Here is a 22,322-nt window from a genome sequence, read left to right on the forward strand (position 1 = left end):
CAATTATAAATATTTTCTTCAAAATAAATCATCCTTAAAGTGTGAATGTAACTTTAATATAATTAAAAACAAATGTTTTATTCAATTTTGAAAAGGGATGAATAGCAATCAACCGTTGCTATTCATCCCTTTTCTACTATATAATAGCTATAGTCTACAATAATTGAGTCGTAATATGCGATTTTTTAAGACAATCGGTGAGAAAACGCTGAAATAAGCGGTATTAGTAGGAGGACACAAATGATTACAGTAAGTAACGTTAGTTTGCGTTTCGCGGATCGCAAATTGTTTGAAGATGTTAACATAAAATTCACGCCAGGTAACTGCTACGGTTTAATCGGAGCAAACGGTGCGGGTAAATCAACATTTCTAAAGATTTTATCTGGAGAAATCGAACAATCAACAGGTGATATACATATTACGCCAGGTGAGCGTCTAGCAGTATTAAAACAGAATCACTTCGAATATGAAGAGTTCCCAGTATTAGAAACAGTAATTATGGGGCACACGCAACTTTACAAAGTAATGCAAGAGAAAAATGCCATTTACATGAAAGAAGACTTTAGTGATGAAGATGGTATGCGTGCTGCTGAACTTGAAGGTGAGTTCGCTGAGCTTAACGGTTGGGAAGCAGAATCAGAAGCTGCAATCCTTCTTAAAGGTTTAGGTATTGGTGAAGATGTTCATGATAAGAAATTGTCAGAATTAACTGGGGCAGAGAAAGTAAAAGTATTACTTGCTCAAGCATTATTTGGTAAACCTGACATTCTATTACTAGATGAGCCTACCAACCACTTGGACTTAAAAGCGATTCAATGGTTAGAAAACTTCTTAATGAACTTTGAAAATACAGTAATCGTTGTATCCCATGACCGTCACTTCTTAAATAAAGTTTGTACGCACATGGCTGATCTTGATTTCGGTAAAATTCAACTTTATGTTGGTAATTATGACTTCTGGTATGAGTCAAGCCAATTAGCTTTAAAATTAACACAAGATGCTAATAAGAAAAAAGAAGAGAAAGTAAAAGAGTTACAAAACTTCATTGCACGCTTTAGCTCAAACGCATCTAAAGCGAAACAAGCAACTTCTCGTAAAAAATTATTAGATAAAATTACATTAGATGATATTCGACCATCATCACGTCGTTACCCATTTGTTGGCTTTACACCTGAGCGTGAAATAGGAAATGACTTATTAACTGTTGAAGGTCTTTCTAAAACAATTGATGGTGAAAAAGTGTTAGATAATGTGTACTTCACTTTAAATAAAGGTGATAAAGTTGCATTTATCGGTCGTAACGATATTGCGATGACAACATTATTTAAAATCCTTATGGGTGAAATGGAGCCAGATAGCGGTTCATTCAAATGGGGCGTTACAACATCTCAATCTTACTTCCCAAGAGATAACTCTAAATACTTTGAGAACAGTGACTCCAACTTAGTTGATTGGTTACGCCAATTCTCTCCACAAGATGAGTCAGAAAGCTTCTTACGTGGTTTCTTAGGCCGTATGTTATTCTCAGGTGAAGAAGTTAAGAAGAAGGTTTCTGTATTATCTGGAGGCGAAAAAGTTCGTTGTATGCTATCTAAAATGATGTTAAGTGGTGCGAACGTAATCACACTTGACGATCCAACGAACCACTTAGACCTTGAGTCTATTACTGCATTAAACAACGGTTTAATCGCATTTAAAGGTACAATGTTATTCACATCTCATGACCATCAGTTCGTACAAACAATTGCAAACCGCATTATCGAAGTAACGCCAAACGGTGTAATCGATAAAGAGGCTACTTACGATGAGTTCTTAGAAAATGAAGAACTTCAAAAACAAGTAGAAGCAATGTACAAAGGTCAATAATAAATGATGAAAAACCTCGCTCTCGTTATGAGAGCGAGGTTTTTTTATAATCAGTGTTTTTATGAATTGTGAATAATTATACAAAAATAACTTTAGAGGTTGAAAGATATTTTGATGATGCATATAAAGAAATGGCTGCAGCATGAATAAACTTGAATTACATGAAAGGATGTAATATACACCGAAAAAAACTAATGCTTTCTATTGTGAATTTCATTATATTACATTAATGTTCCAGAACTGGAGACATATTTATTTGCGAAGCAGTGAATAAAGGTTTATAGTATGTGGAGTCATAATTAGTGGATGAAACTTGGGAGAAAACAGAAAATGTTACAAAATTATTTTTTAAAATAGAAACCAAGGTCAAAATATTTGAAAAGAAATAGTTGAATAAATAAAAGCTACAAATTATAATTACTAATATTCTTCATATAGTAAAATAAATAAAATCTATTTGAAGATGAAAATTGAATAGAGAGACAGACTTATATCAAAATAAGCCTTGGATGATCAAAAGAGGTGGAGAAATGAAACAATTCTTATTAAAGAGCAAAAGTGTACTAAGTAATCATTTTGGATTCTTTCTGTTTGCCGTTATTTTATTTTGGCTCAAAACATATGCAGCTTATGTAACGGAATTTAATTTAGGAATTTCAAATACAATCCAAAAATTCTTGCTGTTTTTCAACCCGCTTAGTTCAGCAGTTCTATTTTTAGGGCTTGCATTATTCGCAAAGGGGAAACGTGCTTACATTTGGTTAATTGTTATTAATTTGTTAATGTCTATACTTTTATACGCAAACGTAGTATATTATCGTTTTTTCAGCGACTTTATTACGTTCCCGACATTAACACAAACGAATAACTTTGGAGATTTAGGCGGTAGTATTTTTGCATTACTACACGGATATGATCCATTATACTTCTTAGACACAATCATTTTAATTGTTTTAGTTGCAACAAAATTTGTAAATCCTAAACCGATGCGTGTTGCGAAACATAAATTATCACTAGTATTTGTAGCAGGTATTTTATTATTCAGCATTAACTTAGGTCTTGCAGAATCTGATCGTCCTGAATTATTAACAAGAACATTCGACCGTAATTATATTGTGAAATATTTAGGGGCATACAACTATACGATTTATGATGGTATTCAAAGTGCGAAAGCATCAACAGAACGGGCGTTAGCTGACGGAGATAATATGACAGAGGTTAGAAATTATCTCGCATCAACATATGCAAGTCCAAACCCTGAGTACTTTGGTAAAGGAAAAGGAATGAACGTAATTTATATTCATTTAGAGTCATTCCAAAACTTTTTAATTGATTATAAATTAAATGGGCAAGAAGTTACACCGTTCTTAAACTCATTTACAAAAGATGCGAATACGTTATACTTTGATAACTTCTTCCATCAAACAGGACAAGGTAAAACATCTGATGCAGAGTTCATGCTAGAAAACTCAATGTTTGGATTACCGCAAGGATCTGTTTTTACAAATAAAGCTCATAACACGTATCAATCAGCACCAGCTATTTTAGGGCAACAAGGATACACATCAGCAGTGTTCCACGGAAACTATAAAACATTCTGGAACCGTGATGATATTTATAAATCATTTGGTTTTAATAAATTCTTTGATGCGTCATACTACGATATGAACGAAAAAGATGTAGTAAACTATGGATTAAAAGATAAACCGTTCTTTAATGAATCAATTCCGTTATTACAAACATTGAAACAACCGTTCTATACGAAGTTCATTACGCTATCGAACCATTTCCCTTATCCGATTGATAAAGAGGAAGCGACGATTGAACCAGCTAAAACAGGTGATTCATCAGTAGATACGTATTTCCAAACAGCACGCTATTTAGATGAGTCTGTAAAAGGATTCATGGATTATTTGAAACAATCTGGTTTATACGATAACTCAATTATCGTTATGTACGGTGACCATTACGGTATTTCTGATAATCATGGTGCAGCAATGTCTCAAGTAATGGGTAAAGAAATGAACTCATTTGAAAATGCACAACTGCAACGTGTACCATTAATTATTCGTGTCCCAGGAATGAAGGGCGGCGTACAACATCAATACGGCGGAGAAATTGATGTTCTTCCAACGTTATTGCACTTACTAGGTACAGATACGAAAAATTATGTCCAGTTTGGATCAGATTTATTATCACCAGAGCATAAACAAGTTGTTCCATTCCGTAACGGTAACTACGTAAGTCCAACAGTTACTGCACTGAACGGAAAATACTATGATACAGCGACTGGTAACCCTGTTGAATTAACAGACGAAATAAAACAAAATGAACAAATGGTTCAAAAATCACTGAAATACTCTGACCAAGTCGTAAACGGTGACTTATTACGATTCTATACACCGGAAGGGTTTACGCCGGTAGATCGTTCGAAGTACAACTATAACCATCGTGATAAAAATAAAACGAAGGTAAAGACGACTGAAGACGGGGAAACGAAATAAATAATAAAGAGCGCTACTCATAGGAGTAGCGCTTTTGTTTGTACATATAACGTTGTCATTATATAGAAACATCTTTCGTTTTTTGTTTCATCTTACCAAAGAATACTACACCGGCAATGATAATAATGATAAAGGCCCATTTTATGAAAGGGCTACTTTCGAAAAATCCAGCGAACCATTTTTCATCTACAATCATTTTCGCGGCAGTATAAGCTAAAACAGCTGCTCCAATTGTAATGATGATAGGGAATCGGTCCACCCATTTTAAAATTAATGTACTACCCCATACGACTACTGGAATGGACACTAATAGTCCAATGATGACTAAAGAAAAATTGCCATGCGCAGCTCCTGCAACAGCAAGAACATTATCAATACCCATTAACGCATCAGCAATAATAATGGTTTTAATAGCAGACCAAAATCCTTCTTCAGCTTTAATATCATGATTTTTGCCCTCAGCAATTAATTTGTAAGCAATCCATATGAGGAGTACACCACCAATTAGAAGTAATCCTGGTATTTTTAATAACCAAACGACAATTAAGGTAGCGAGGGCTCTAATAGCGATAGCCCCGACAGTTCCCCATATAATAACTTTCTTTTGTTGATCTTTCGGTAATCGCCTTGCTGCTAATCCAATTACAATGGCATTATCTCCAGCTAACACTAAATCAATTACAATGATGGCAAGCAAGGCAGACAAATATTCAGATGAAAGAAAATCCATATACATATCACTCCTTAAGAGTAATATGTGCTAAAGTGTTGATAATATAAAAATAGGAGTGAATTTGTATATTCAATCCTAAATTATTTTTTACTGTATTTAGATAAATATGTTTTAATTTCGTATTAGTCGCTTTTGCAATCTTTTTTGTTTATCGTTTCTCTTTCTTAATTTTCGATTCATCTTTTTAATACGGTTTTCTTTTCTATTGTCCCAGTTATCACTTCTGATTTTATTAATAGATTTATCTTCCTTAGCACGAAAACGTCTTACCTTTTTTACGAAGGAAAGGGGGATTTTGCCGATAACACCTTGTTTTTCTAATGAACTCTCTTTACCTTTATACCAATCAGGATGTGATAATAAATATTCGAAATCAAATATTAACCCATATTCTTTATCCATAAAGGTAAACCATTCATCCAATGTAGGTTTATTTGTTTGATGAAAATACATAGAACTATCAGCCGTGGCACAACACCAGTAACTAATATCACTCCAAAGTACCCATTCAGTCGGTACATCTAGTGTTAAGATTACCATTTTTGAATTTTTTTTACCCCAAGCTTTAGCATTTCGATTTGGATAATTATTTGTTTCCCAGACCCAAATAGGATAGTTACCTTCGTAGTGGGGTAATCTTTTTTTAGCTACACGTACCATCCAATCGTATGAATATATAAAATCGGGATCGATGTTTTCTTTACTTCCTTCTAAATAACCAAGTTTTTTATATTGTTTCCACGCTGCTTCAGTTTGAACTGTATATACGATCATATGACACCTACTTATTTAAACTAGACTATAGTATAACATGTGATGTTTCTAAGTTAAATTAATGTGATTTTACATTTTTATCGATAAAAGGGAAGTGGGAAGTTTGAAACGAATATACGAGGAGCCATTTCCAAAATGAAAAAAGACTCAATAACCTACTAGAGGAAATCAAGTCTTCTTCTTTACATACGATTATCGTGCCAGAAGTTTAATGGGAAATGTTCGTTCTCACTATAGGCTTCTAATTCATATCCTTTTTCTTTCAGCCCTTTAATAATTCCAGGTACTGCTTTAACTGATTGCGGATGAATGTCGTGCATAAGAATAACTTCTGCCGGTTTATTAGCACCATTTAGAACGTTTTCTACAATTTTAGCTGATGCAGCGTCAACAGGCATTTTGTTATATCTCCAGTCTAATGAGTCGATTGTCCAATCCCAAACTTTTAGCCCATTCTCAACAACTTTGTTACGAAGAGCTTCGTTTAATCCTGGCATTGAGCCGTAAGATGGACGAGTTAATACTGGTGATTTACCTAGAACACCAGCAATTAAGCCTTGATCTTCTTTCATTTCATCTACGTAATGACCTTCTGTGTAAAGTTTCTTGTAGTTATGAGTCATACTGTGCATCCCAACGTAGTGGCCTTCAGCATCTTCACGTTTTACAAGATCAGGGAATGCTTTTACGTTTGAACCAATTAGGAAAAATGTTGCTTTTGCATTTTCTCTCTTTAACATATCTAAAAGTTCAGCTGTGTATTTTCCAGGACCATCATCAAATGTTAAGTAAGCTACTTTTCTAACTTGCCCATTATATTGTTTTGGAGCTTCTTTTGGTGCAAGAGATGATTGAATTTCACTTACAAGTTGAACAGATTTTGCTTCATCCTCTGTACTTGCTAGAGCAGTATTTGCTGATCCTAAAGCCGCTTCGTATGTAAATAATACCCCAGCGCAAATTAACATAGCCCTTTTTACTAAAGTTGTCATTCGAATTCCATTGTGCATAATTTTCCTTCTCTCTATAAAAGTTCTACTCTACTATATTAGCAATTATAGGTATGGAAATGCAAAAAAACTTTTTTACAAGTGCAAGAAAGTTTGTCCAAATGTATGCAAGATTTCACTATTTTGCTAGTTGAAAAAAGAATGGACAGTGAAATAGGAAATTTATATATAATTTCACATACCGTATTTAAAAAATACATATAGGAAAACCAAAAAGTAATGTAGAATATATCGTACATACATATATAAAGTCAACATAAAAGATAAAGAGGTGGGTATATGTTACTAGAGGAAGTAATGCAGCAACTAGAGGAATATGGAACAGAACAAAATCGTAAAACGTATAAAAAACACGGAGCGAAAGAGCCATTATTCGGAGTTAGTTTTGCGAATTTAAAATTGTTAAAAAAGAAGATGAAAAAAGATCACGATTTAGCAGCTGAATTGTGGGAAACGAAAAATATGGACGCAATGACATTAGCAACTTATATTTTAGACCCGAAGAAAATAACAACAGAACAGCTTAATAGTTGGGTTCAGGATGTTGATTATTACTGTTTAATGGATGTTCTTATGACATCTATATGCACTTCGCCAATTGCAATAGAAAGAATGGAAGAGTGGACAAAGTCTAATGATGAATGGACTGGAAGAGCTGGCTGGTCTTTATTAGCAAATATAGCGATTAAAAATAAAACGTTACATGATGATTTCTTCGCTCCGTATCTTGAAGAGATTAAAAAAAATATACATAATGAAAAAAATAGAAAAAAAGAAGCGATGAATAGTGCTTTAATCGCCATAGGAATTCGTAATGAAGACTTAGAGCGAAAAGCGATTGAAATTGCACGTGAAATTGGAAAAGTACAGGTTGATCATGGGACAACGTCATGCAAAACACCAGACGCAGAACCGTATATAAAAAAAGCGCGAGAAAGAGCTGAAAAAAAGAAAGTGAAATAAGAAAAGGGGAACGGTTATGAAAGCAATTGAAGCGGCACAAAGCATAATTACATCACAATTTCCGAATTGTGATGTAGCTTTACTTGGAGGAAGCGTTGCAAGAGGAGAAGCGACAAAAACATCTGATCTGGACATTGTAATAGTTGATCAAAGTTTAACATCTTGTTATAGAGAATCTTTCTATAGTAATGGATGGCCTGTTGAGGTGTTTGTACATAATTTTGAAACGTATAAAACCTTTTTTAAAATGGATTGTGATCGCGGAAGGCCTTCGTTACCACAATTAGTTTCAGAGGGGATTGTATTAAAAGGTGAAAATGAAAGTGTTGAGAAATTAAAAAGAGAAGCAAATGATTTACTAAATAAAGGGCCAGCTAAATGGACTGAAGAAATGATGAAGCAGAAGCGGTATTTTATTACGGATACTTTGGATGATTTTATTGGTGCATCAAAAAGAGAAGAAGAATTATTTATCGCGAATCTATTAGCTGATTTATTACATGAATATGTATTAAGAGTAAATGGTAAATGGCTTGGAAATTCAAAATGGTTTATAAGAGCACTTAGAAGATATGATGAACAATACGCAGATGAATTTGTAGCAGCGTTCGATCATTTTTATAAAACGGGAGAGAAAAGAAAATTAATTGCTTTTGTAGAAAGAACGCTAGAACAGTATGGAGGAAGAATGTTCGAAGGATTTTCTATAGGGAAATAAAAAGGGGATAACACAATGAATGTACGATTCGTTCAATTAAGGGAACTGACACTAGATGATGTAGAAGATCGATATCAATGGTCATTAGATACAAAAGTAACAAAACATTTAGTGGTACCAGATCAATATCCACCGTTCACTCGTGAGGATACAAAAAAATGGATTGAAGCATGTATAAAACGAAAAAATGGTTATGAACAAAGAGCTATCACTGCAGAGAACGGCATACATATTGGATGGATAGATCTTAAAAACTTTGATAAGACAAATAAAAATGCAGAACTGGGAATCGCGATTGGTAATAAAGAATATTGGGGTAAAGGGTATGGAATAGCAGCCCTATATAGTATGTTATATCTAGCATTCTTTGAGTTTGAATTAGAAAAAGTTTGGCTACGTGTAGATGAGGATAACTTACAAGCTAGAAAGAGTTATGAAAAAGCAGGATTTGTATGCGAGGGGTTAATGAGAAATGATCGATTACGTAAAGGTCAGTTCATTCATCGTTATCGTTATAGTATGTTAAGAGAAGAATATCAATCTTTAATTAGTGGTTTATAAAAATATTATGTCAACTTAAAGGGGCTGGAGAAATATGATTCGATTACTTACGAAAGAAGATGCGAAAAAATATTGGGACTTACGTTTACAAGCATTACAAGTAAACCCAGAGGCTTTTGTAACAACTTATGAAGAGGCGATTCGCCAGGAGAATCCTATTAAGCGAGTGGAAAGTAATTTAACAGCTACTACTAGTTGTACATTCGGTGCTTTTAATGAGGATCATCAATTAGTTGGCGTTGTCACTTTACTAACAGAAGAGAGAGTGGCGTATAAACATAAAGGTCATATCGTTGCGATGTATGTAGATGCAAGTAATCGAAGAAGTGGTCTTGCACGTGAATTAATACGTAAGGCAATTGAAAGAGCAAGAGAAATGAACTTGGAACAATTGTCTTTAGGTGTTGTATCCACAAACGATCCAGCAAAAAGGTTGTATGAATCAATGGGCTTTAAAACGTATGGGATTGAAAAGAGAGCTATAAAGATGAATGGTGTGTATAGTGATGATGAACATATGGTTTTGTTCCTTTAAAAGAGGAAGTTTATTATGAAAGATCTCCATTTAGAAAAAAATATGAACCCGCAAGTAGCAATTCTATATGCGACAGTTGCTGATACATTTAATCGATTGCAAAAGTTAGTAGAAGGTATTGATGAGAAAGAACTGTCCTTTAAAGGATTAGAAAATAATGAAAATAGCATTGGACAACTACTTCAACATTTAGCAGTTGTGGATTTATACTGGGTGTACCGTTTAAAAGGAGAGACAGTTCCACGGACACTTAATAATATATATGGACCAATGTTAAATGAAGCAGGAGAACTACCGAGTTTAAGAAAACAGGCGTTGCAACAATTAATGCAAGATTATGAAGCTGTGCAACATATGTTTTATGAGGAATGTATGAAACTAACAGAAGCTGATTTAACACGAGAGGTTTTTTATGAAAAGGGAGAAAATGCGACTATAAGGTGGGGGATATGGCATATAGCTGATCATAATCGGTATCATCAAGCTCATATTAGTCAGTTAAGAAAACTATTTAGAGCTAGAATACATGCGAGATAAAGATTTCGAATTTTAATTATATTTAATTTGTTGTATAGTATAAGAAGAAACTAAACAAGGGGTTTTATAATGAAAGCTATTGCAATAGGGATATTGGCATCATTTTTCTTTGCCTTTACCTTCGTTTTAAACCGCGCGATGGACTTAGAAGGCGGAAGCTGGATTTGGAGTGCATCATTACGGTACTACTTTATGGTTCCAATGCTATTACTTATTGTCATGTATAGAGGAAACTTAAAGCAACTCTTTCAATATATGAAAAATAATCCGAAAGAATGGTTAGTGTGGAGTATCGTTGGATTTGGTCTCTTTTATGCACCACTTAGTTTTGCAGGAGCTTTTGGACCTGGTTGGCTCGTTGCATCAACATGGCAAATTACGATCGTCGCAGGGATTTTGTTAACACCATTTTTTGCTGTAGACCCATTACATAAAAAACTTCCAATGAAGGAATTAGTTATGTCGGGTATTATTTTATTTGGTGTTGTACTCATGCAAGTAGAACATGCTTCTTCATTAGGAATTCGTGAAACCGTTTTATGTGTAGTTCCTGTACTTATTGCAGCGTTTGCGTATCCTCTTGGAAATCGAAAAATGATGCAAGTTTGTAAAGGGGAATTAGATGTATTCCAGCGAGTTCTCGGAATGACATTAGCAAGTTTACCATTTTGGTTTTTATTATCTGGTTATGAAGTATCAACTGGTGGATTACCGTCAAGTAGCCAAGTTTTCCAATGTTTTATTGTAGCAGTTAGTTCTGGTTTAATCGCAACGGTATTATTTTTCTTTGCGACAGATCTTGTAAAAGATGATCCACAAAAACTAGCAACAGTAGAAGCAACTCAGTCAGGTGAAGTTTTATTTGCACTAGTAGGAGAACTCATCTTGCTATCTGCGCCAATTCCGTCATCTTTATCTTGGATTGGCATGAGCCTCGTTATTATCGGGATGATCCTACATAGTTATGTAGCGGTCGTTGTGAAGAAAGAAGAAAAAATAACTGCGTGATGAGATTAGCTCTTTATATAAAGAGCTAATCTTTTTTCATAGAAAGGAATGAAGATATGAATTTGCAACACGTTGAACAAATTGAGAAAGATCCCATTTTAAATGTACTACAGTATACAGTTGGTCCAAGTGAAACTAGCTTAAAGAAAGCAGTTTTATTTTATGAAAGGAATAAAGGGACTTTGCATAGATATGAAGAAAAAGCTTGCATAGGTATTGAAATAATCGGAGCAAATAAAGCTAGAATATGCCACATAGCAGTCCTTCCGCAATATCGTCATAAAGGAATTGCGTTGCAAATGATAAAGGACGTATTAAGAATGCATCAATTGACTTATCTCGAGGCAGAGACAGACGATGAGGCAGTAGAATTTTATAAGAAAATTGGTTTTCAGGTTAAAAGTTTAGGAGAAAAATATCCGGGGATTGAAAGGTTTCATTGTTACTTGGAAAAATAGTATAAATATATGCAAATGTACATATAGTGTTTAGTTTGAAAAAAGTAATATTTACATTATATAATAAAGTTATCTGGAAAAATATAGATAATAGAAATTGGGTGTATAACATATGAGAATGGATAAAAGTAAATTTATAAAAATCGCTACTTCAATAGGGATGTCATCTTTTTTATTAACGGGCTGTGGTGATTATGAAGAAGAAACTGCACAGAAAGAAAGTACTGCTGTTAAAACAGATGGTGCAAAGCAAGGGAATGAACAAGAAACTTTAAATTGTGGTGATAAAACTCCAACAATGGAAAATGTAGAAAAAGATGAGTTGTGTAAGGAAATTAATCCTTCATTTTCATCGTATCATGAAAACTCACATTTACCGATACTTCCATTCGTAGCAGGATATTTATTAGCAAGCAGAACCTCAAATATGAATTATACAGCAAAACCAAATGTAATGAAGAAACCGTATGCAAATAATGTTATTTCATATCGTGAAAAAGACGAACGTAGAACTGGTGGCAGCGGTGGTGGAGGGTATTACGGCGGAACTAACAGTAACAATAATAATTCTTCCAATAAAGTGGATTTAAATAAACAACAGCCAAACCCATCAAACAAAGTGACGCCAGATACAAATACGCCGAAATCATCTACGATACAAACGCCGAAAGTGAATTCTGGTTCAAGTGGAATTGGAAACGCAAAAGCGCCAGCGGGATCCTAAAATGAAAGGATAATGGAGTAATGTATACAGAACAAGAGCAGAAAGAGTATATGAAAGTATGGTTTTCACTTGCAGAAGAGGCTGGTAGGAATGGATTTACTTGGCCAAGTCTATTAGAAAATGAAGAATGGAATCAATATATGGCAACTGGTATGTATCGTATGCCGATAAAAACTTATACGGCTATTTCAAAAGCGACAGAAGAAATTATGTATGTGTTATATAGAACGTATCAATATATTGTCAATACGACAGAGGATTTTCAAAAACTAGGATTTCCAGCTGAAACGTGGGAAATTGCGAGAATGAAACATACTGGTTTGTTTTCATATTTTACAAGGTTTGATTTTATCGTAAATGGTGAAGATATTAAATTAATAGAAGTAAATTGTGATACACCAACAGGTTATTTAGAACCATCTGTCGCAAATGAAGTGTTATGTCGTTATCATGATGTAAATCACCCAAACCATATAGAAGAGCATATTGTGCAGGCATGGGAACAAATTAAACATGACTATAATATAGATCCTGAAGAGACGATATATTTTGCTAGTTATGATTGGCACGATGAAGACCATCAAACAGTGCAGTTTTTAAGAAGATATTGCTTAGATCAATCAACGGATTATATAGGTATACAAGATATTGTCGTTGCAGATGATGGTATATATACGCCAAATGGTGAACGAATCCATTATTTATATAGACTATATCCAATTGAATATTTAGTTTCAGATGCTGATAAAAATGGAAAAAGAATTGGACTCCAGTTTTTAGATCATATAGCGCAAGGAAGAGTGAAAATCATTAATCCACCGGCTGCTTTTCTAATGCAAAATAAAAGTATACTCGCATTAATTTGGCAACTTTACGAAGAGGAAGTTTTCTTTGAGGAAGAAGAACGAGGAATCATTCAGAATTACTTCTTGCCGACATATTTTACAAATAAACCATTTATAGAAAAAAATGAATCATATGTTTCTAAACCTTTATACGGCCGTGAAGGCGGAGGGGTATCTATATTGGCAAATGATGAACTATTAGCTGAAGATAAAACAGAATATTACTTTGAACAACGGAAAATATATCAGCAATATATAGAAATGCCTGACTATACAATTGACACATGGGATGGTCCATATACTGGTAAACTATTAATTGGTTCACACTGCATTAGCGGGAGAGCAGCAGGGTTATTTTTACGTGTAGGGGAGAAAATAACAGGAAACTTATCGATGTTTACGGGGGTTACAATTGAAGGGTAAATAAAACAAAGAGCTTATCATTTTTGATGGGCTCTTTGTTTATATATAGTATTTTGATTGTTTTGATGTAACGTCTTCATTTTTCTTCTTTTATTATATAAAATCAATCTATTACCATTTTCTATATAGATAAAAATGATTAAGTTAAAAATTAAGAAAAATATGATAATATATGTATGTAGTAGTTTAAAATAAAATGGGGGAACAATCGTGAAAATGAATGACATAGTGGCAAGTACACAATTGCCAAATACAATCAAAACAATTACAAATGATTTAAGAAAATTAGGGTTAGAAAAAGGAATGACGGTTATTGTGCATTCTTCGCTAAGTTCAATTGGCTGGATATCTGGTGGGGCGGTTGCGGTAGTTGAAGCATTAATGAAAGTTGTTACAAAAGAAGGAACGATCATTATGCCAACGCAATCTTCAGATTTATCCGATCCAAAACATTGGTCAAGACCGCCTGTCCCTGAAGACTGGTGGCCGATTATCCGTGATAATGTCCCAGCTTATGATTCACGAATTACACCAACAAGAGGCATGGGGGAAATAGTTGAATGTTTTCGTACATATCCGAATGTAGTTCGCAGCAATCATCCATTAGGGAGTTTTGCTGCATGGGGAAAACATGCTGAAGAAATAACGATGAATCAATCACTATCAATGAGTTTAGGAGAGGAATCTCCATTAAGAAAAATATATGATTTAGACGGGTACATATTATTAATTGGTGTTGGATATGACTCCAATACGTCTGTACATTTATCTGAAGTACGTTCTGGTGCGTGCGAGTTAATAAAAGTAGGAGCACCTATTATAGAAAATGGGGAAAGAGTATGGAAAGTGTTTGTTGATATGGATTATGATTCTGAAAGGTTTGTAGAAATCGGTGTAGAGTTTGAGCAAAAGGGTACTGTAACAATGGGGAAAATAGGAAACGCAAAGTGTCGTCTTATGAAACAACGAGATATCGTTGACTTTGGAACAGAATGGTTTCGTAAGAAAAATTAGTAAGGGATGGTTACAATGAAGGGGAAAAAGGTATTAATTACAAGTGGTGGTTGTTTAGAAAAATGGGACCAAGTTCGTGGTCATACGAATATGGCAAAAGGAACAATTGGAAGAATAATTGCTGAAGAGCTTATTAATAAAGGGGCACATGTTATATATTTACACGGTTATTTTGCCGAGAAACCAAACGATATAAATAATCAATTAGAATTACACCCATTTGAAGGAATTGTTGATTTACAAGATAAAATGAAAAGTATCATTACGCATGAAAAGGTTGATGCAGTCATTATGGCAGCGGCTGGATCAGATTGGATTGTGGACAAGATTTGTGATCAAGACGGGCATGTTCTTGATATGAATGGAAAAATCTCAAGTGATATAGCGCCAATTATTCATTTTCAAAAGGCACCGAAAGTATTAAAACAAATAAAAAAGTGGGATCCAGAAACAGTACTTGTAGGCTTTAAGCTTGAAAGCGATGTAAATGAAGAAGAACTGTTTGAAAGAGCAAAAAATAGAATGGAAGAAGCAAAGGCGAGTGTAATGATTGCGAATTCACCACATTCTTTATATTCGCGCGGAGCGGTACACTACGTAATTGGACAAGACGGAAAAGGGAAGCAGTGTAATGGGAAAGATGAAACAGCGAAAGAAATTGTCAAAAGGTTAGAAGTACTATGTAATCACATTACTGCTTTTTAATTTTAAGTATTTGGATAAGTGTAAATCCGCATAGTATATATAGGTAAACAAAACGTTAATTTATTGGAATTTTACTTTTACACAAACGTTAACCATTAAAGATGGATACATAGAATAATCGGTGAGGAGTGAATTCTATGGAACATTTATTAAAACAAGCTATTAAACTCCGGAACGAAAAGAAATATGCGCAGTCTAAAGAGATACTCATTGGATTAACAAACTTTACAAGGGATGCAGAAGTACTTTATCAATGCGCCTGGATACATGATGTGATGGGGCTTGAAACGGAAGCTATGCCTTATTATGAACAGGCAATTGCGAACGGTCTTGAAGGGGAGTCACTTTGCGGAGCTTATATTGGCTTAGGCAGTACATATCGTTGTATAGGTGAGTATGACAAAGCAATTATAGTTTTAGAAACAGGTTTACAGCAGTTTCCAGATAATGATGTGATGAAAGTGTTTTTGTCATTAGCAAAATATAATGTAAACGATCATGAATCCGCGATGAAATTATTACTTGAAACAGTCGTAAAAGTAGAAGAAGTTAAAGAATTTGAACGTGCTATTTCATTTTATAAAGACCATTTAAACGAGGTTTTTAAATAGAGGAGTGAACGTATGAGTGTCACACTTTCGCGAAGGCGAAAAGGTATCTGGATTGGACTCGTATCTTTAATCTTGTTATCAAACTATCTATTGTATGCTCTTCCGATTGTACCAGCTGCTCCGAAAGAAGTAGTTCTCGGTTCTTTGTTAGATTGTATGTTTGTAATTCCAATCATTACGTATTTCTTTATTATTCGAAAAAGGTACTCGTTAACGTATATATTTCCTGTTGTAATAGCCGGATATATATTTGCAAGGTTTATTATTCCTAAAGACTATTTACAAGCTTTTTCATACGTTTCTTATATTGTAATAGCGGGAGAGATTGCTTTTGTATGTTTAGAGTTATTCCTTCTATATAAAATTGTTAAAGTGCTTCCTAACATAATAAAAAGATATAAAGAATATAAAAGTGAGTATTCTTCATTTTCTTATGCAATTGATGCAGCATTTGACGCTACTATGAAAAGAAGTAAGTTAGTAGCTGTCATTTTAACAGAGTGTAAGGTAATCTATTATGCATTTTTTTCGTGGCGTGTAAAAGTACCAGAAGGTGAATCTATGTACTCATATCACAAAAAGACTGGTGCAATAGGTGTATATATCATGATTATCCATGCAACCTTAATAGAAAGTATCGGTTTTCATTATTTACTTCATCAATGGAATCCAGTTGTAGCACGGGTGTTACTTATTTTAAACGTATATGCAATGTTTTATTTTTTAGCTGAAATACAAGCAATGCGTAAAAATCCAATTATTGTTATGGAAGAAAAAGTGATTATTCAAATTGGATTAGGAAAGAAAATTGTTATACCATTTACACAAATTGATAAAATTAAGTTTTATAAAGGAGAACCTTTAAAGAAAGAAAAAGAGGTTCTTGACGCAACTGTGCTGGAATTTATAAAGGAACCACCAACATTTGAAATAACACTAAAAGAGCCAGTGAAAGCGCAATTGTTATATGGATTTTCTAAAACAGTAAGTCGTGTTCACTTAAATGTTGATGAGGAGCGGAAATTTTATGATGTGGTAACGGAGAAAGTGAACCATGAATAATGCTACTAATTTTCATCGCGCGTTTGGTGTGTACGGCATTTGTATCGAAAACAATAACATATTAGTAATCGATAAAATTAAAGGTCCATATAGAAGTCGGTATGATCTGCCTGGTGGTAGTTTAGAAGATGGGGAAGCGGGCATTTACAGGCAGTTTCACCTATGTTTTGCTTCATTTTGTTTACTATCTGTTAATACGTGATAAACAAACTCGCGAGTATTTCACTTGCGGGTTTTCATCGTAAACTATTAGAAAATATGGTAAAATTAAATAGTAACTTAAGGTACGGTTGGTTGTTCAATTATCACTTCTCCGAATAGGAGGGGGGTGATAATACGTGAGTGAAATAGCGTTGCTACTGCAGGGTGGACTGTTTCTCGTTGCATTGTTAACGTTCGTCGTCGTTTTAATAGACAAGCTCAAAAAATAACAACCCACCTATGCCAATAGAATGTGGGTTGTTTTGTTTGTAAGAAACAAATAGGATAAATGAACAATCCAATCTGTTAAGTTACGTGGACTAGTGTGTAGCCGCACACTGGTCTTTTTTATTTATATACAATTAATAATCGGTTTATGTGATTGTATTGTTCTTTTCATACTTATTATAACACAGTGTCTTTTCATCAAGAAAGGAGACCGTATGTTCTGATTTCGATTAAATAGAAGGTTTTTTTTCTCTAAATAGCCCATCCATATACTGTTTTAAAGTTTGGACATAAAATTCCTGCCTATTTACATCATTTACGCCGACAATTGGAGATGAAAGTTCATATCTCTTTTCTGATAAATGAACGACAACGTCAAATATATCAAAGAGACGAATGAAACAGAACAGACCATCTTTATCACTTAATAAAATAAAGTAATGGTTCTCGCTATTTGTATTTAATGTATTCCATAAAGAACTTTTACTTAAATCACGAACTATACTTTTTTCTTTTAATTCCATAAAATCGGCATTTGATAGAATGTTAGAAATATCAATCGCATCTGGATCTTCAAAATAGCCATCAACAGCTTGTACAGCGAAAGTATAAGCCATTTTTAATACACTCATTTTGTATTTACGGTTATCTAAAAGTAATTCACGTTGAATAGAGCTAGCTACTTTCGTTACACGTTCTTCCTTCCAAATTTCATTATGTAGTGAAATATCGTGCTTTTTACAAAGTTTCATAATTAATGCATTGGAATAAAGTATTTCATCACTTACTTCAACAACATCTGTCTCAGCAGCTGCAAGTTCCTCACCATGTTCATTCGTATAGAGCGGGGAATCAATTTGTTTTTTCATTTGCTCAATCTTATATTGACTTAATTTATGCCGAATTAAGGGACGGTCAATAGTTGTTGTCATTTGTTCATGACAAGTATCACAAATTGAATTTGTGAAATAATATCCACATAATATTTCTGGAATGACATATTGTTCACTAAGTTCTTTTGTATCTTTCCTGCAAATGATGCATTGTGTCATATTTATCACCTTTACCTGCAAATTTGTATGTATTCTCATTGTAGTTTATTTATTGGTATTTTGGAATATTGTAAAGGAAAATATTATGTGAAATTCTTGCTTATTTTGGTACAATGAAGAGAAGTGCTAGTTTAAAGGAGGACGTTTTTTTGAAATCGAAAGTGCACTTTTGGACATTAGAAGTGCTAATGGTTGTAGGAATCATATTTATTTGCACAAAAATATCGTTTCTATTTCAGCCGATTGGTATCTTCATATCAACGTTGTTTTTCCCCATCTTAATTGCTTTATTTTTATACTTTATTTTTAATCCTCTGTTAGTCTTTTTGGAGAATAAAAAAGTACCTAGAAATTTAGCGATTTTACTGTTATATCTTTTTATCATATCATTAACTGCGGTTGGTATTGGAGTAGTTGTTCCAACGATCTCACAACAGCTAATGGATTTAGTGAAAAATATGCCGGGTTATATTAAAGAGGGAAAAGTATACATACAAGATTTATCCCATCACAGACTATTTGAATGGTTATCTACACAAAATTATGTTTCCATTGAAACAATTGAAAAAAATGCGATTGAATACTTAAAGGATATACCAAACACAATTACGTCGAGTGCAACGGCTTTATTTGGTATTATTACGAACGTTGCATTAGTTATATTTACAGTGCCGTTCATTTTATTTTATATGTTTAAAGATGGACATGCCTTTCCAGGTAAAGCAGTAAGCCTATTACCAGAGTCTTACCGTGAAGAGGGGCTTCGCATTATTAAGGAAACGAATGAAACATTATCTGCATATATTCAAGGGCAAGCGCTCGTTTGTATATTTGTAGGTGCGTTTACTTTTATCGGTTATTTAATTATCGATTTACCGTACGCTTTCGTTTTAGGAATTATAGCAGCATTTACAAATATCATTCCAAACTTAGGTCCATTTATCGGTGCAGCACCAGCTGTTATTGTAGGTCTGTTCGTATCTCCGATGCAAGCGTTGTACGTAATTATTATCGTAACAATTGTACAACAGTTTGAAAGTAACATCATTTCACCGCGTATTATGAGTTCAAAATTAAATATCCACCCGCTAACAATTATTATTTTAATTTTAGGGGTAGGGAACTTTGCGGGAATTATCGGAATGATTTTAGCAGTGCCAGTTTATGCAGTAACAAAAACAGTTGTATCGAATTTAGTGAGATTGTTTAAGACGAAACGAAGTAATCGAAAATAGTATAAGTTGAGAAAGATACACCGCTTTTTTAAGTGGTGTATCTTTGTTTGTTAAAGGATATTAAAAAGTGTTTTAATGTAATTTTATTATATGTTTTTTATATATCAAATTTAGCAGTAAACTTGTGTGATATAAGCTCTATAAAACTATGTGGAATCCCTCTGAACTATCCAAATCATTTCCTTACAACGTACTATCAACATCATAATCGACTCCTTTCAATTTTTATATGTTTAAAGAATTATAGGTGAGAGTAGTATTCGCTTCTACGATCTCGAATTTCGTCCATAATCTTTTTGTATTGTTGTTCTTGTTGTAATTCAGCTTCAGAAAGGCTTTTTTTCTGGACTGTAATTGTTAAAAAGAAAAGGTGAAATTTCATGATACATTCCTCCTTTCGAAAGGAACTATAAATGGCTACAGTAGTGACTTTGACGTTCTTTTACATCTTCCATAGCTTTATTAATTTGATGGTCATGCAATATCTCGCTGTCTGAGAACTTAGTTTTTTGAATGGTAATCGTTAAAAAGAATACTTTAAATTTCATTAGATAATACCCCTTTATAAGTTAATTAGAAAAGACGGCTGTAATAAGAAGCTTGACGCTCTTTTACATCATCCATAATGTTTTGAACGTGTTGTTCATGTAAAATCTCATTCTGTGAAAGCTTACGTTTTTGAATGGTAATTGTTAAAAAGAATGCTTTAAATTTCATTAGATAATACCCCTTTATAAATGATTTAGAAAAGACGTGTGTAATAAGAAGCTTGACGCTCTTTTACATCATCCATAATGTTTTGAACGTGTTGTTCATGTAAAATCTCATTCTGTGAAAGCTTACGTTTTTGAATGGTAATTGTTAAAAAGAATGCTTTAAATTTCATTAGATAATACCCCTTTATAAATGATTTAGAAAAGACGTGTGTAATAAGAGGCTTGATGCTCTTTTACTTCGTTCATAATAGTTTGAATGTGTTGCTCACGCAAAATCTCATTCTGTGAAAGCTCACGTTTTTGAATGGTGATGGTTAAAAAGAATGCTTTAAATTTCATGAAGATATTGCTCCTTAAAAATATATTTTTAATACATTTGCGTATAGTAAGAACTTTTAATGTCAGTCATTTTATCAGTCAGTTGTTTTAATTGTTGTTTACGAAAGATTTCATCTTCAGATAAAGTGTTTTTCTGAAGTACAGTCGTAAAAAAGAAAATATGAAAAGTCATAAATGAATTCCTCCTTTCGAAAAGGAATTACAGGTGATCACAATAAAGCGCTTGGCGCTCCTTAACATCATTCATAGCTTTTTCAATTTGCTCATTATGAAGAATTTCACCTTTAGAAATTGTATTTCTTTGAATCGTAATACTTAAAAACAATACGCTAATAGTCATCGAATGTTGCTCCTTTCTTTGAAAAATAATGTAAGTGACTAAAAAATTGCACAAAAAAGCCACAGGAAGATATAGTTCTCCTATGGCAGGGCGTGAAAAAGCCACAGGAAAGTATACGACCTCCTGTGGCGAATTTATGAATTAATAGAAATAATGTACGATTTTCAATTCTCCATTAGGGTGGTCGAATTCATATTTAATTGTCCAGAAAACACAGATGCAGTTAATGCTAAAGTTAAAGCATGTAATTGTAATTTCATCATTTCCTTCGACCTCCTTTTAGAATTTTTTTCTTACGTTAGTAAGTATATACAATTAATGGATAATTGTAAACATGAAAATTGAAAATTTTTAATTTTGATTAAAATGCGTATATTTTAAAGGGTTTTGAGAAGAAGTATTGTAATTAACGAAATGTTGATAAGAATGGGGGCTGCTAAATGAAATATATGCATCGTAATGTGGTTGTTATGCTAACAATTTTTTTATTTGTTACTGCTTGTTCTAGCGGAGAAAGAATAAAAGAAATATCAGATATGGAACCAAGTGATTTTAAAAAATATGCGGGGACATACGTTGGTAATAACTCAGATGTAGTTGCAATTGTTAATCATTTACCCGGTGGTGAAACATTTCAAAGTATAAGTTTAGAGAATGAAAGTATAAAGGTGTACTATGGTGCAAAAGAGAATGGACCACTTACAGAAGACATGGTTGAGACGTATTGGTTTGATGGTAAGGATACGATGAAGAAGAATTTTCTCTTTAACGTTATTTATTTTGCGATTTTAGTACCAAATGCAAAAGGTTACGAGTTTCAATTAGAAAATAAAAACTTCACGATAAAAAGAGAAGAAATACTATCAGTCCTGTATGAAAAATTTGATGATTTTCCAAAAGAAGATAATTTATGGGATAAAAACAAAGTAGTAAAGTTCCTTAATGATAATAACAAAAAAATTAATAGGTTTGTGAATGATAAAGATTTCCGAAAATCTTTATTTGTTAAATATCCAATAAAGTAGTCGAAATAATTGGAGGGACAAAGATGGAGTTAGTATAGAAAATTTCTTATTTTAGAAAGAGAGTCATTCGTTTAAGAATGGCTCTCTTTTTTGTAAAAGAAATTTATGGAAATAAATAATTTAATGTGATATGGT

General features: G+C 33.4%; 30 protein-coding genes. 19 read left to right on the forward strand and 11 right to left on the reverse strand.

Annotation, left to right across the window (positions count from 1 at the left end; genetic code table 11):
• The first annotated feature begins 240 nt into the window (after window positions 1-240).
• Together QCI44_RS13425 and ltaS are read left to right on the forward strand one after the other, a co-directional pair.
• A complete protein-coding gene (locus tag QCI44_RS13425; RefSeq protein ID WP_000633870.1) occupies window positions 241-1,866 on the forward strand; it encodes an ABC-F family ATP-binding cassette domain-containing protein in 1,626 nt (541 codons plus the stop codon).
• 530 nt (window positions 1,867-2,396) lie between these two features.
• Complete coding sequence (gene ltaS / locus QCI44_RS13430; RefSeq protein WP_016087429.1) at window positions 2,397-4,370, forward strand: lipoteichoic acid synthase; 1,974 nt, start codon at window positions 2,397-2,399, stop codon at window positions 4,368-4,370.
• Between the two features lie 58 nt (window positions 4,371-4,428).
• Here ltaS and QCI44_RS13435 read toward each other — a convergent pair whose 3' ends face one another.
• From QCI44_RS13435 to QCI44_RS13445, 3 genes are all read right to left on the reverse strand, one after another.
• Window positions 4,429-5,100 carry a TerC family protein gene (locus QCI44_RS13435; protein ID WP_016087430.1) on the reverse strand — a complete coding sequence of 224 codons (672 nt, stop codon included), beginning with the start codon at window positions 5,098-5,100 and terminating at the stop codon, window positions 4,429-4,431.
• Window positions 5,101-5,214: 114 nt separating this feature from the next.
• On the reverse strand, window positions 5,215-5,877 hold the full coding sequence (locus QCI44_RS13440; RefSeq protein WP_016136719.1) for a DUF3841 domain-containing protein: 663 nt from the start codon (window positions 5,875-5,877) through the stop codon (window positions 5,215-5,217).
• Between the two features lie 182 nt (window positions 5,878-6,059).
• Window positions 6,060-6,887: a peptidoglycan-N-acetylglucosamine deacetylase gene (locus QCI44_RS13445; protein WP_353811192.1), complete on the reverse strand. Its 828-nt coding sequence runs from the start codon at window positions 6,885-6,887 to the stop codon at window positions 6,060-6,062.
• A gap of 279 nt (window positions 6,888-7,166) precedes the next feature.
• Between QCI44_RS13445 and QCI44_RS13450 the strand changes: the two genes are divergently transcribed.
• From QCI44_RS13450 to QCI44_RS13520, 15 genes are all read left to right on the forward strand, one after another.
• On the forward strand, window positions 7,167-7,850 hold the full coding sequence (locus QCI44_RS13450; protein ID WP_353811193.1) for a DNA alkylation repair protein: 684 nt from the start codon (window positions 7,167-7,169) through the stop codon (window positions 7,848-7,850).
• A 16-nt stretch (window positions 7,851-7,866) separates the two neighbouring features.
• Window positions 7,867-8,568 (forward strand): nucleotidyltransferase domain-containing protein, encoded by a 702-nt coding sequence (locus tag QCI44_RS13455; RefSeq protein ID WP_016087435.1) that lies wholly within the window; start codon window positions 7,867-7,869, stop codon window positions 8,566-8,568.
• Window positions 8,569-8,583: 15 nt separating this feature from the next.
• Complete coding sequence (locus QCI44_RS13460) at window positions 8,584-9,129, forward strand: GNAT family N-acetyltransferase (RefSeq protein ID WP_016087436.1); 546 nt, start codon at window positions 8,584-8,586, stop codon at window positions 9,127-9,129.
• Window positions 9,130-9,163: 34 nt separating this feature from the next.
• The gene (locus tag QCI44_RS13465; RefSeq protein WP_016087437.1) at window positions 9,164-9,664 is read left to right on the forward strand and encodes a GNAT family N-acetyltransferase; all 501 of its coding nucleotides are present in this window, start codon (window positions 9,164-9,166) and stop codon (window positions 9,662-9,664) included.
• 15 nt (window positions 9,665-9,679) lie between these two features.
• A complete protein-coding gene (locus QCI44_RS13470; RefSeq protein ID WP_353811194.1) occupies window positions 9,680-10,201 on the forward strand; it encodes a DinB family protein in 522 nt (173 codons plus the stop codon).
• A 69-nt stretch (window positions 10,202-10,270) separates the two neighbouring features.
• Window positions 10,271-11,209 carry a DMT family transporter gene (locus QCI44_RS13475; RefSeq protein WP_088083854.1) on the forward strand — a complete coding sequence of 313 codons (939 nt, stop codon included), beginning with the start codon at window positions 10,271-10,273 and terminating at the stop codon, window positions 11,207-11,209.
• Window positions 11,210-11,265: 56 nt separating this feature from the next.
• Complete coding sequence (locus QCI44_RS13480) at window positions 11,266-11,667, forward strand: GNAT family N-acetyltransferase (protein WP_016087440.1); 402 nt, start codon at window positions 11,266-11,268, stop codon at window positions 11,665-11,667.
• A gap of 112 nt (window positions 11,668-11,779) precedes the next feature.
• Window positions 11,780-12,391, forward strand: coding sequence for a hypothetical protein (locus QCI44_RS13485; protein WP_353811195.1), 612 nt, complete (start codon window positions 11,780-11,782; stop codon window positions 12,389-12,391).
• Between the two features lie 20 nt (window positions 12,392-12,411).
• The gene (locus QCI44_RS13490) at window positions 12,412-13,659 is read left to right on the forward strand and encodes a glutathionylspermidine synthase family protein (protein WP_016087442.1); all 1,248 of its coding nucleotides are present in this window, start codon (window positions 12,412-12,414) and stop codon (window positions 13,657-13,659) included.
• Window positions 13,660-13,875: 216 nt separating this feature from the next.
• A complete protein-coding gene (locus tag QCI44_RS13495; RefSeq protein WP_353811526.1) occupies window positions 13,876-14,673 on the forward strand; it encodes an AAC(3) family N-acetyltransferase in 798 nt (265 codons plus the stop codon).
• A 15-nt stretch (window positions 14,674-14,688) separates the two neighbouring features.
• Entirely contained in the window at window positions 14,689-15,378 is a 690-nt protein-coding gene (locus tag QCI44_RS13500; RefSeq protein ID WP_088083851.1) for a phosphopantothenoylcysteine decarboxylase domain-containing protein, read from the forward strand.
• Window positions 15,379-15,515: 137 nt separating this feature from the next.
• The gene (locus QCI44_RS13505) at window positions 15,516-15,989 is read left to right on the forward strand and encodes a tetratricopeptide repeat protein (protein WP_016087445.1); all 474 of its coding nucleotides are present in this window, start codon (window positions 15,516-15,518) and stop codon (window positions 15,987-15,989) included.
• Between the two features lie 12 nt (window positions 15,990-16,001).
• Entirely contained in the window at window positions 16,002-17,051 is a 1,050-nt protein-coding gene (locus QCI44_RS13510; protein WP_353811196.1) for a hypothetical protein, read from the forward strand.
• Window positions 17,044-17,253, forward strand: coding sequence for an NUDIX hydrolase (locus QCI44_RS13515; protein WP_016087447.1), 210 nt, complete (start codon window positions 17,044-17,046; stop codon window positions 17,251-17,253). Before QCI44_RS13510 ends, QCI44_RS13515 begins: the two co-directional genes overlap by 8 nt.
• A 136-nt stretch (window positions 17,254-17,389) precedes the next feature.
• Complete coding sequence (locus tag QCI44_RS13520; protein ID WP_001289320.1) at window positions 17,390-17,482, forward strand: putative holin-like toxin; 93 nt, start codon at window positions 17,390-17,392, stop codon at window positions 17,480-17,482.
• Between the two features lie 228 nt (window positions 17,483-17,710).
• On the opposite strand, the gene QCI44_RS13525 is transcribed toward QCI44_RS13520, so the two are convergent.
• A complete protein-coding gene (locus tag QCI44_RS13525; protein WP_016087448.1) occupies window positions 17,711-18,532 on the reverse strand; it encodes an HNH endonuclease in 822 nt (273 codons plus the stop codon).
• A gap of 149 nt (window positions 18,533-18,681) precedes the next feature.
• Between QCI44_RS13525 and QCI44_RS13530 the strand changes: the two genes are divergently transcribed.
• Window positions 18,682-19,767 carry an AI-2E family transporter gene (locus QCI44_RS13530; RefSeq protein ID WP_016087449.1) on the forward strand — a complete coding sequence of 362 codons (1,086 nt, stop codon included), beginning with the start codon at window positions 18,682-18,684 and terminating at the stop codon, window positions 19,765-19,767.
• A gap of 241 nt (window positions 19,768-20,008) precedes the next feature.
• Here the strand turns inward: QCI44_RS13530 and QCI44_RS13535 are convergent, their stop codons facing one another.
• The 7 genes from QCI44_RS13535 to QCI44_RS13565 are packed head-to-tail and all read right to left on the reverse strand — an operon-like array spanning window position 20,009 to window position 21,162.
• The gene (locus QCI44_RS13535; protein WP_000668506.1) at window positions 20,009-20,149 is read right to left on the reverse strand and encodes a YrzI family small protein; all 141 of its coding nucleotides are present in this window, start codon (window positions 20,147-20,149) and stop codon (window positions 20,009-20,011) included.
• Between the two features lie 25 nt (window positions 20,150-20,174).
• Complete coding sequence (locus tag QCI44_RS13540) at window positions 20,175-20,315, reverse strand: YrzI family small protein (protein ID WP_000669812.1); 141 nt, start codon at window positions 20,313-20,315, stop codon at window positions 20,175-20,177.
• Between the two features lie 25 nt (window positions 20,316-20,340).
• A complete protein-coding gene (locus tag QCI44_RS13545; protein ID WP_000668971.1) occupies window positions 20,341-20,484 on the reverse strand; it encodes a YrzI family small protein in 144 nt (47 codons plus the stop codon).
• Between the two features lie 25 nt (window positions 20,485-20,509).
• The gene (locus QCI44_RS13550) at window positions 20,510-20,653 is read right to left on the reverse strand and encodes a YrzI family small protein (protein WP_064460344.1); all 144 of its coding nucleotides are present in this window, start codon (window positions 20,651-20,653) and stop codon (window positions 20,510-20,512) included.
• Window positions 20,654-20,678: 25 nt separating this feature from the next.
• On the reverse strand, window positions 20,679-20,822 hold the full coding sequence (locus QCI44_RS13555; RefSeq protein WP_016087450.1) for a YrzI family small protein: 144 nt from the start codon (window positions 20,820-20,822) through the stop codon (window positions 20,679-20,681).
• Between the two features lie 28 nt (window positions 20,823-20,850).
• Window positions 20,851-20,994 (reverse strand): YrzI family small protein, encoded by a 144-nt coding sequence (locus QCI44_RS13560; protein WP_000142720.1) that lies wholly within the window; start codon window positions 20,992-20,994, stop codon window positions 20,851-20,853.
• A gap of 27 nt (window positions 20,995-21,021) precedes the next feature.
• Window positions 21,022-21,162 carry a YrzI family small protein gene (locus QCI44_RS13565; RefSeq protein ID WP_000156197.1) on the reverse strand — a complete coding sequence of 47 codons (141 nt, stop codon included), beginning with the start codon at window positions 21,160-21,162 and terminating at the stop codon, window positions 21,022-21,024.
• A 440-nt stretch (window positions 21,163-21,602) separates the two neighbouring features.
• Here QCI44_RS13565 and QCI44_RS13570 point away from each other — a divergent pair, with 440 nt between their 5' ends.
• Window positions 21,603-22,187 carry a DUF4825 domain-containing protein gene (locus QCI44_RS13570; protein WP_016087451.1) on the forward strand — a complete coding sequence of 195 codons (585 nt, stop codon included), beginning with the start codon at window positions 21,603-21,605 and terminating at the stop codon, window positions 22,185-22,187.
• Window positions 22,188-22,322 lie beyond the last annotated feature (135 nt).

The sequence above is a fragment of the Bacillus cereus group sp. RP37 genome (assembly GCF_040459695.1).
Lineage (GTDB): Bacteria > Bacillota > Bacilli > Bacillales > Bacillaceae_G > Bacillus_A.